The 9,995-nt window shown below is 45.3% G+C and carries 7 protein-coding genes and 2 pseudogenes; 5 read left to right on the forward strand and 4 right to left on the reverse strand.

Annotated elements, in window-relative coordinates; translation table 11 throughout:
- Nucleotides 1–17: 17 nt before the first annotated feature.
- Complete coding sequence (gene mpl / locus OKC24_RS16065; RefSeq protein ID WP_130148380.1) at nt 18–1,385, reverse strand: UDP-N-acetylmuramate:L-alanyl-gamma-D-glutamyl-meso-diaminopimelate ligase; 1,368 nt, start codon at nt 1,383–1,385, stop codon at nt 18–20.
- Between the two features lie 253 nt (nt 1,386–1,638).
- On the opposite strand from mpl, the gene OKC24_RS16070 reads away from it, so the two are divergent.
- The 4 genes from OKC24_RS16070 to OKC24_RS16085 all read left to right on the forward strand — a co-directional run bounded on the left by OKC24_RS16070 (nt 1,639) and on the right by OKC24_RS16085 (nt 5,835).
- On the forward strand, nt 1,639–1,977 hold the full coding sequence (locus OKC24_RS16070; protein ID WP_130148378.1) for a DMT family protein: 339 nt from the start codon (nt 1,639–1,641) through the stop codon (nt 1,975–1,977).
- Nucleotides 1,978–2,272: 295 nt separating this feature from the next.
- Entirely contained in the window at nt 2,273–2,785 is a 513-nt protein-coding gene (gene purE, locus OKC24_RS16075) for a 5-(carboxyamino)imidazole ribonucleotide mutase (protein ID WP_018572700.1), read from the forward strand.
- A 15-nt stretch (nt 2,786–2,800) separates the two neighbouring features.
- Nucleotides 2,801–3,922, forward strand: a complete 1,122-nt coding sequence (locus OKC24_RS16080; protein ID WP_131277765.1) for a 5-(carboxyamino)imidazole ribonucleotide synthase — start codon at nt 2,801–2,803, stop codon at nt 3,920–3,922.
- A gap of 626 nt (nt 3,923–4,548) precedes the next feature.
- A complete protein-coding gene (locus OKC24_RS16085; RefSeq protein WP_131277762.1) occupies nt 4,549–5,835 on the forward strand; it encodes a lytic murein transglycosylase in 1,287 nt (428 codons plus the stop codon).
- A gap of 74 nt (nt 5,836–5,909) precedes the next feature.
- On the opposite strand, the gene OKC24_RS16090 is transcribed toward OKC24_RS16085, so the two are convergent.
- Nucleotides 5,910–7,037, reverse strand: coding sequence for an anhydro-N-acetylmuramic acid kinase (locus OKC24_RS16090; protein ID WP_131277760.1), 1,128 nt, complete (start codon nt 7,035–7,037; stop codon nt 5,910–5,912).
- 63 nt (nt 7,038–7,100) lie between these two features.
- On the opposite strand from OKC24_RS16090, the gene tyrS reads away from it, so the two are divergent.
- Entirely contained in the window at nt 7,101–8,333 is a 1,233-nt protein-coding gene (gene tyrS / locus OKC24_RS16095) for a tyrosine--tRNA ligase (protein WP_130148373.1), read from the forward strand.
- A 420-nt stretch (nt 8,334–8,753) separates the two neighbouring features.
- Here the strand turns inward: tyrS and OKC24_RS20200 are convergent.
- Nucleotides 8,754–8,924, reverse strand: a pseudogene (locus tag OKC24_RS20200) (DUF6198 family protein); the annotation flags it as partial.
- Nucleotides 8,900–9,359: pseudogene (locus OKC24_RS16100) on the reverse strand (DUF6198 family protein). The pseudogenes OKC24_RS16100 and OKC24_RS20200, both read right to left, overlap by 25 nt.
- Nucleotides 9,360–9,995 lie beyond the last annotated feature (636 nt).

Consider the following 9,995-nt stretch of genomic DNA (forward strand, 5'->3'; position numbering starts at 1 on the left):
TTACAAGTGGGTACTGCTTATTTTGCGTTTAAAGCATTGATCAGCTTCTGATGCAGTCCGCCAAAGCCGCCGTTCGACATGATCACCACTGCATCGCCCTCGTCTGCTTCTGCAGTCACAGTTTGAATGATGTCATCCAATGAGCGCGCGACCACAGCTTTGTTTGGCGCAGCCTCAATCACAGGCTGCAAGTCCCAGTCCAAACCTTCAGGCTGGTACCAGATCACTTCATCGGCCAAGCGGGCAGAATGCGCCAAACCATCTTTATGGCTGCCCATGCGCATGGTGTTTGAACGCGGTTCAATAATCGCCCACAACTTACGCTCGCCTAAACGCTTGCGTGCGCCTTCAAGCGTAGTATCAATTGCGGTTGGGTGATGGGCAAAGTCATCATACACTTCAACGCCACGCACCGTGCCTAAAAGCTCCATACGGCGCTTGACGCCGCCAAAGTTTGACAGCGCTTCACAGGCGGTTTCAATGCTCACACCCACGTGTTCTGCTGCGGCAATCGTCGCCAAAGCATTGGCCACGCTGTGCTGTCCGGTCATGTTCCATTTCACTTTGCCTTTCACCACGCCATGCTGTAGCACTTTAAAGTGTGAACCGTCCGCAGACAGCTGCTCTGCATACAGTTCAGATTTGTCATTGGCATCCAGCGACGTGCGCATTACAGGTGTCCAGCAGCCCATTTCCAGAACTTCATCAATATTGCTTTCCGTAATCGGCGCAATAATCCGGCCTTCGCTCGGGATGGTGCGCACCAGATGATGGAATTGTTTTTGAATGGCAGCCAAGTCATCAAAAATATCGGCATGATCAAATTCAAGGTTATTCAAAATCGCAGTTTTAGGATGGTAATGCACGAATTTTGAACGTTTATCAAAAAAAGCAGAATCATATTCATCGGCTTCGACACAGAAGTATTTGCCGCCGCCTAAGCGTGCGCTTTCGCTGAAACCTAAAGGCACTCCGCCAATGAGGAAGCCCGGTTCAAGGCCTGCTTGATCCAGCACCCAGGCCAGCATGGTGGTGGTGGTGGTTTTGCCATGCGTGCCTGCAACGCCTAAAACATGCTTGCCTTGCAGCACATGATCGGCCAAAAACTGCGGGCCGGAAATGTAAGGCAGGCCTTCATTCAGCATATATTCCACGGCATCAATGCCGCGTTTCATGGCGTTGCCGACAATGACTAAATCCGGATGCGGCTGCAAATGGCTGCGGTCGTAGCCTTGCATTAAGGTAATGCCTGCATTTTCAAGCTGGGTAGACATTGGCGGATAAACATTCGCATCAGAACCCGTGACTTTATGGCCTAAATCTCGCGCCAAAAGTGCCAGCGAGCCCATAAAGGTGCCGCAAATACCCAAAATATGCAGATGCATATGCTTAACTCCACTGCTCTATAGACACATCACTTCATTATTGTGGTGTTGTCGTGATTAATTCGATTTGAAGGCAACGATAGCAAGGGTTTTAGCGAAAAGATAGTTTTTCTTGTATCTATTCAGGCGTTTTTAAAAGCATTTTAAAATCGGCTCTTTATACCGGTTTTTCCGCATTGGCGCTGCATGTAAAACGCATGCATTTTTAGAAGAACAACGTAAACTATGAGTCGGTAATTTCGGATGCTTAATTATGGCCCTTCCCCTTTTATTGCTGATCATTTCAAACTGCTTTATGACCTTGGCTTGGTATGGTCATTTAAAATTTCTGCACGGCGCGCCGCTGTGGCAAGCGATTTTATTTGGCTGGGTGATCGCCCTGCTGGAGTACAGCTTTATGATTCCGGCAACACGCCTGTTGGTGCAGCACGGCTGGTCGATGGGACAGATGAAAATCACGCAGGAAGCGGTCACGCTGCTGGTGTTTGTGCCTTTTATGATTTTTCTGTTTAAACAGCCGTTTAAGCTGGATTATTTATGGGCGGGCGGCTGCCTTTTAGGCTGTATTTATTTTGTGTTCAGAAGCCAATAATTGGGCGCGAAGCATTTAAGCGCAAGGCTGAATAAAATCCGTCAGCGCCGATCGCAAGTCGGTCTTCAGATTGGATGCAAGGCTGAAAAAGCCGCCGTGCAATGTGCAAAAAAGCCGGCAATTATTCCAATCATCAGAATTTCAGCTTCATTTCATTAAAAAATAATAAAAATGCGCATTGAGGATGAAGGTAAAATTTTGGCGAGATGAAAATTCAGTCTATAATACGGGGCTCTTATTAAAGCTTGGCTCTAGTCGAGATTTATCTCTCTTAATTATCTCTGGAAACATTGCAATGAATGCGGCCGCTTCACAAGACACTCCTCTCGTTGGAATTATCATGGGTTCTCAATCTGATTGGGCGACTTTAGAAAACACTGCCAATATGCTGAAACAGCTGGGCGTTCCATTTGAAGCGGAGGTTGTGTCAGCGCACCGTACTCCAGACCGTTTATTTGAATATGCAGAAACAGCGCGTGACCGCGGCATTCAGGTGATTATTGCCGGTGCAGGCGGCGCGGCGCATTTGCCGGGCATGTGCGCAGCTAAAACTGACCTGCCTGTACTGGGTGTTCCAGTCAAATCATCTATTTTGAACGGTGTAGATTCATTGCTGTCTATTGTGCAGATGCCTGCAGGCATTGCAGTCGGCACTTTGGCGATTGGCCCTGCTGGCGCAACCAATGCAGCCATCATGGCGGCGCAAATTTTAGGTTTAACGCGCCCTGACATTGCAAAAAATGTGGCTGATTTCCGCGCTGCGCAAACTGAAAAAGTTGCAGGCAATAATATTCCGGGCCAAGCTTAAAACGGGACACAGATCATGGATAAAACCATCGGTATTTTTGGCGGCGGCCAGCTGGGCCGCATGATGGCGCAAGCAGCAATGCCGCTGAATATTCAATGCACCTTCTTTGAAGCCAATACAGACTGCCCTTCGGCAGCCTTAGGTCCAGTCTATTCAACCAAAGCAGAAAATGGCTTAAGCGAATTTATCGCAAGCGCAGACGTGTTCAGCTTAGAATTTGAAAATACGCCATTGGCTGATGTCGATGTGCTAACTAAAAACAAAACGCTGCATCCGCCGCGCCAAGCCTTGGCCATTGCGCAGCATCGTTTGTCTGAAAAAGCGTTATTTGATGAGCTGGCGATTCCTGTTGCGCCGTATAAAGCGGTAACTTCACTTGCAACGTTGCAAACGGCTGTTGCTGAATTAGGCTTGCCGCTGGTTTTAAAAACCTCTCGCGGCGGCTATGACGGCAAAGGACAGTTTGTTTTGCGCAGCGCAGATCAGATTAATCAGGCATGGGCTGAACTCGGCCCTGCTGGTGAATTGATCGCGGAAAGTTTTGTGACCTTCTCGCGTGAAGTGTCAATTATTGCCGTGCGCGGTCAAAACGGCGATGTGAAAACGTGGCCATTGGCCGAAAACCATCATCATAATGGCATCTTGTCGCACTCGATTGTCCCTGCACCCAACAGTGCGGACTTACAGCCGGTTGCGCAAGACTACATTACCCGCCTGCTCAATCAGTTAAATTATGTCGGTGTGCTGACTTTAGAACTGTTTGTCACAGACAAAGGTCTGTATGCCAATGAGATGGCGCCGCGCGTGCATAATTCAGGCCATTGGTCGATTGAAGGCGCGGTCTGTTCACAGTTTGAAAACCACATCCGCGCCGTGGCGGGTTTGCCGTTAGGCTCAACAGTCGTTGTACGCCCAACAGTAATGGTGAACATTATTGGACTGCATCCAAAAACTGCAGATGTGCTGGCTTTGGAAGGCGCGCATTTGCATTTATATAACAAGTCTGAGCGTGAAGGCCGTAAAATTGGCCACATTACGCTGATGCCGAATGACAGTGCGGAATTAACGGCTTTATGCCGCCAATTGGCGAAAATTCTGCCGAATCCATTGGCGCTGAGTGAAGATATGAGCATTTAAACCCAAGTTTGAATGATAAAAAAGCGGTCATGCCAATGACCGCTTTTTTTATGCCTGAACTTCGGGCATGATTGCGCCTCTTTTGAGTGAGTATGCCGTTTATCGGAACAGAATAAAAAATAATTGTACGTTATTTATACAACACTTTATAAATATGCTGCATGAAAAACAAGTAAATAGAATAGTTCTGTATTTGGGTTTTACTACATTGAAACGTTGCAGAAATTTTAAATTCAAAAAGATAAAAATAAATTCAAATAATTATGAATTTAAATTTAAACCCATACATTTGAGTTTAAAAATATGAATTCAAAGTATTTTATGAAATATGAATTTAAAAACAGGATTGTGCATTTAAAAGCTATAAAAACAAAAAAATCAACTTATCCACAAGTTGTTTGAATTTAAAATAATACTTTAAATTTATAGAAATGAATTTAAAAGTATATTTCCCTGCGTGTTGAATTTAAAAATAAGACTTGTGGGTAAATTTTTTAAATTTAAAAATAAAATATGAATTTAAAATAAAGAAAAATGAATTTAAATTTACGATTTGATTCAGAAACGATGTACTGATGGTGGTATGGTAAAAGCATAATTTAAATTCAAAGATCGTAAAGGATATTATGCAGCGCTTAGCTTTCGTTTTAGGTTCAGTTTTCCTTGCCATGACTCAAGCCAATGCTGAGCTGATTATTAATGGTCAACCTGTCACAATCATTTCAACTCCACCTGCCAATCAAATTTTTAGTTCGCAAAATAATTTCCAGCAATGCATTGCCAATTTACGTCCTCAAGCGATTAGTGCTGGAGTAAGTGGTTCGGCTTATGACCGCTACACGCAGAATTTAACGCCTGATTATTCTGTGATTGAAAAATTAAATTACCAGCCGGAATTTTCCACGCCAATTTGGGATTATTTGTCAGGGTTGGTGGATGATGAGCGTGTTGCAGCCGGTCAGCAAAAATTGGCGCAGCATCGTGAAGTATTGAATCGTGTAGCATCAATTTACGGTGTGCCTGCGGAAACCGTGGTTGCGGTATGGGGTGTGGAAAGCAATTTTGGCGCTATTTCAGGTTCTTATCCTTTACTGCAGTCTTTGGGAACATTGAGCTGTGAAGGGCGCCGTCAAAGCTATTTCCGCGGTGAGTTTTTTGCTGCGATGCGCATTTTGCAGCGTGGCGATCTAACTGAATCGCAATTGAAAGGCTCATGGGCAGGCGCGTTTGGCCATACCCAGTTTATGCCATCGACGTATGAAGAGCTGGCGGTGGATTTTGATGGCGATGGACGCCGTGATTTGGTGTCGAGCACCGCTGATGCTTTGGCATCGACTGCCAATTTCCTCAAAAAGCGCGGCTGGCAATCCGGACAGCCGTGGGGATTTGAAGTGAAAAATCCGCAAGCGGCCTCTCTCAGCGGTGAAAGCCGCCGCAATAAAAAGCCGCTATCTTACTGGATGCAAAATGGCTTGGTGCGCGCAGATGGCTCAGCGTTAATTCAAGGCGATTTATCTTCTAGCTCACAAGCTGGGCTGATGGCGCCCGCAGGCGCCAATGGTCCGCTGTTTTTAGTCTTTAAAAACTTTGATGCAATCTACAGTTATAACGCAGCGGAAAGTTATGCCTTGGCGATTGCGCATTTGTCAGACCGTTTGCAGGGGCAAGGCGCTTTCAGCACGCCATGGCCTACGGATGATGCGGGCACTTCACGCGCAGAGCGCCGTGAAATTCAGCAGTATTTATTGAATAAAGGCTATGATATTGGCGCTGTAGATGGCTTAATCGGCGACAAAACCCGTCAAGCCATCCGTCAAGAGCAGATAAAGTTTGGTTTAAGCCCAACAGGGCGGGCTGGACAGCAGATTCTGCGTGTGATCCGCAGCGAAAATGCCCGAACAATGATGCGCTGAGTATCAGGTTAAATTGATTTGTATGAAAAAGGCCTGCTGAACAGCAGGCCTTTTGCTTTAAATTGCCATAGTGCTTAGACGGAAGTGATGGTTCCTAGGATGCGGTAGCCTTCAGCGCCAGTGACGGCAGGCAAGTTGCCCGCCAGCTGATGCATGAAACGCATAGCCAGCCATGCAAAAGCCGTGGCTTCCACCCAAGTTGGGCTGAGGCCCAAATCGGCAGTGCTTTGCACGGTCCATTGGTGTTTGCGCAGGCGCCAGCGCAGCTGTTCCAGCAAGTGCGAGTTATAAGCGCCGCCGCCGCAAACATACACTTCACCTGTATCCATGTCTGAGCGGTAAATGGCTTTTTTAATGGCGCGGGTGGTCAGCTTCATTAAGGTCGCTTGAATATTTTCCGGCGTATCTTCCAGCTCATCATATTCCGAGTCGTTATGCCAATCTAAAATCTGTTCATCCAGCCATTCTAAATTGAAATCTTCACGGCCGGTGCTTTTTGGCGGCTCTTTTGAGAAGAATTCATGCGCCTGCAGGCGGTCTAATAAGCTGCGGATGGGGGTGCCATAAGCGGCCCAATTGCCATTTTCATCATAAGGCTGGCCCGTATAGCGGTGGCACCATGCATCCATCAGAATATTGGCAGGGCCTGTATCAAAGCCGTAAACACGGTCAGGATTACCTGCTGGCAATAAGCTGACATTGGCGATGCCGCCTAGGTTTAAGATGACGCGATGAATGCTTTCATGCTGGAACATATCTTGGTGAAACGCGGGAACCAGCGGCGCGCCTTGACCGCCGGCAGCCATATCGCGGCGGCGGAAGTCAGAAATCACGGGGATTTGGGTGATTTCCGTGATGATATTCGGATCGCCAATTTGCAGGGTAAAGCCGTGTTCCGGACGGTGGCGGATGGTTTGACCATGCGAACCGATTGCTTTGATTTGACTGCGGTCTAGCTGATTTTCTTCAATGAGGCGGTTAATGCCTTCACCAATCATTTTTGCCAGTGCAACATCGGCTTGCCCCATGCGGTCAATTTCATTATCGCCAGGCAAGGTCAAGGCCATCAGTTCATCGCGAAGATCGGGATCAAATTCAAGCGTGAGGGTTGCATGAAGCTGCAAAGGGTTAAAGGAAGCAGCGGCAATATCGACACCATCCATGCTGGTGCCGGTCATCACGCCAATATAGATCGCGGTCATGATTATTCTTAGGCCTGCAATGTGCTGAAAAAGTGTTAGTATATCGCACAAATTGAATAACTGATGTGTTTGGGTTTTGTGATGTCAAATTTCCTGCCGGCTGAAGAACAACTTGCTCTCATTCAACGAGGCACGCATGAAATTATTTCTGAAGAAGATCTTCTGAAGAAATTAAAAGAAAATCGTCCTTTAAAAATTAAAGCGGGCTTTGACCCGACTGCGCCTGACTTGCATTTGGGGCATACAGTTTTAATTAATAAACTGAAAGTTTTTCAAGACTTAGGCCATGATGTGACCTTTCTGATCGGTGACTATACCGCAATGATCGGCGACCCGACAGGCAAGAGCGCGACACGTCCGCCTTTGTCGCGTGAACAGGTGCTGGAAAATGCCAAAACCTATCAAGAACAGGTCTTTAAAATTCTTGATCCGAATAAAACCAAAGTGCGTTTTAACTCAGAATGGTTTGCGGCCAAAACCGCAGCTGATTTAATTCAGCTGGCGTCACAGCAAACGGTTGCGCGCATGCTGGAACGCGATGACTTCACCAAGCGTTATAACAGCCATCAGCCGATTGCAATTCATGAGTTTTTGTATCCATTGGTTCAAGGCTATGACTCGATTGCGCTTGAGGCGGATGTTGAGTTGGGCGGCACAGACCAAACCTTTAACTTATTGATGGGGCGTACACTTCAGGGCCGCTATGATCAGGAAGCGCAGGTCTGCATTACGGTGCCTATCCTTGAAGGTTTAGACGGTGTGAATAAAATGTCTAAGTCGTTGGGCAACTATATTGGGGTATTTGATGCGCCAGGCGCGATGTACCAAAAAGTGCTGTCAATGCCGGATGCTTTGATAGAGCGCTATTTTGAGCTTTTAAGCTTTAGATCAATTGAAGAGATTCAGCAGCTGTTAAAAGAAGTGGCAGAGGGCCGCAATCCGCAAGAAGTGAAGAAAATTCTTGCGCTGGAATTGGTTGAGCGCTTCCATGGCGCCGAGGCTGCGGCGCATGCCCATAAAGGCGCAGGCAACTTAATTACCGAGGGTGAGCTGCCAGAGGGAACTCCTGAGGTCACCGTGTCCCGTGCTGAATTTGGCGGCGAGATTTTTATTGCTTCTATTTTACGGGCAGCGGGCCTTGTGAAAAATGCCGCACAAGCGAAAGATGCAGTTGCGCGCGGTGCGGTTAAAGTGGATTGGGAGCAGGTGGATGCCGGTTTCTCAGTTGCTGAAAATAAAACTTTGATTGTTCAGGCGAGTAAAAAAGCGATTGCAAAAGTTATTTTTGTTGATTAAGTTTTATTTAAGCTATTGATAAAAAAGCAGGCTTAGGCCTGTTTTTTTATCGAAATTATTATATTAATAAATTAAATAAGTAAATTCAAAAAAACCTTATAAAAACAATAGTTAAATTTTGCCAATCAGCTTGCATTTTATTTTGATTATGTATAAGATTTACCCATCTAGAGAATGGGTATAAAAACATATCTAGAGGGTAGAAATAACAAAAAAAACTCCACAAGTTTTTCAGTCTCTTCCCCAAGGGACTCTTTTTTGTGAATTTTAAAAATAACTATAATAACAGCGATGGATCGAGTAAAGATTCAACTCCAGGGAAGAGATTTTGGGAGAGATCTCTTCCTTTTTATTGCCTGCATTTTATTTATATAAGTGGATCTATCAAACTGCTCTTTGAGCAAATGGCTGAGGCAGGCATTATTTGGCGGCGAACTGAATAAAGCTGAATTTGGGCAGCAGCAGTTTCACCAGAGCGCCGGCCAGCAATGCGCTGATTATAGTGCCTTCACGAACGCCGATAATGTCGCCTAATGCAAGCCATGATGAAATAATAGCAATGCTGACTAAAACGATATCGCCATAGGTTTTGCAGCTGCTGGAATCTGCGTCAAATCACTGTGACACTGCGGCATACAACCTTCACCCGCTAAAAATACCAGACAGGCTTTAATAACCAGGCAAACGCCCACAGCGGTCATGAGGCAGCTGAATAGGCATGTCGCTATTTGCAGAGCATAGTGATGAATGTTCCAGTCTTGTGTAATCTGCATCAGGCTGTCTATCAGGCTGTCTATCAGGCAGCTGCAGCCATTGATGCCATTGAAATTTTTTTCCCAGCAAAATCATTTGCAACGCAATCATGAGAATATGCATAAGAACAGTCAGTGTTTCGATGGATCTATCCAAAATAAAACTGAAGCTGTAAGGCACAGATGAAATAGGTGATGTTCCTAAATTTGAATGTATGGACAGCACCACGCCAAAAATCAGCAGTGCGAAGCGGGAAATAAAATGCGCAGGCATATCAGTCAGGGTTTGAAACAAAAATGCAGTGTATGAGAAAGAGAATGGCCGCTCTATGCGCCTGAAGGATAAAAACAGCGCTGAGGAATGGAATAATTGTTATGAGCGGTGATTGAGGCCATTTTTGATTATAATTCATAAGCGCAAGGGGGTGATGCTGTAATAAAAATGATATTTAGAAAATAGCATGGTACACAGCAAGCCAGTTACCGTGAAAATAAAGTCTTGGCTTGCAATCCATAATAGTTAAAGCATTGACGGCACGGCTGTGTTATTGATTTTAATTTTTGTCTGCTAAATGCTCGAGGCCGGCAAGTGCTGATTGGCGTCATGCGATTTTAGTAGCGAGCATTTCTTTTTATTCATGGATATTTATAGTCCTTTAAACAAAGCCTCTATCTAAAAGTTTCAGGCTACTTTTTTGAAGAAATAACCTTGGAATTTTTTTGCACCTACAACAGTATTTATAAAAATAATTTCAAATAAATAAACTTTATTTGCTTAAAATGATTAAAAAATAAGTGAAAAAGCGATTTTTTTGCCAAATTTGTAGAAAAAAAAGACACACGTGAACAATATCGTTAATTAGTACTTGCAATGATTCAGAAATGCTCTAGAATGCACCCCATACCGACG

The organism is Acinetobacter entericus, from assembly GCF_026168575.1.
In the GTDB taxonomy this organism is placed as follows: Bacteria; Pseudomonadota; Gammaproteobacteria; order Pseudomonadales; family Moraxellaceae; genus Acinetobacter; species Acinetobacter bouvetii.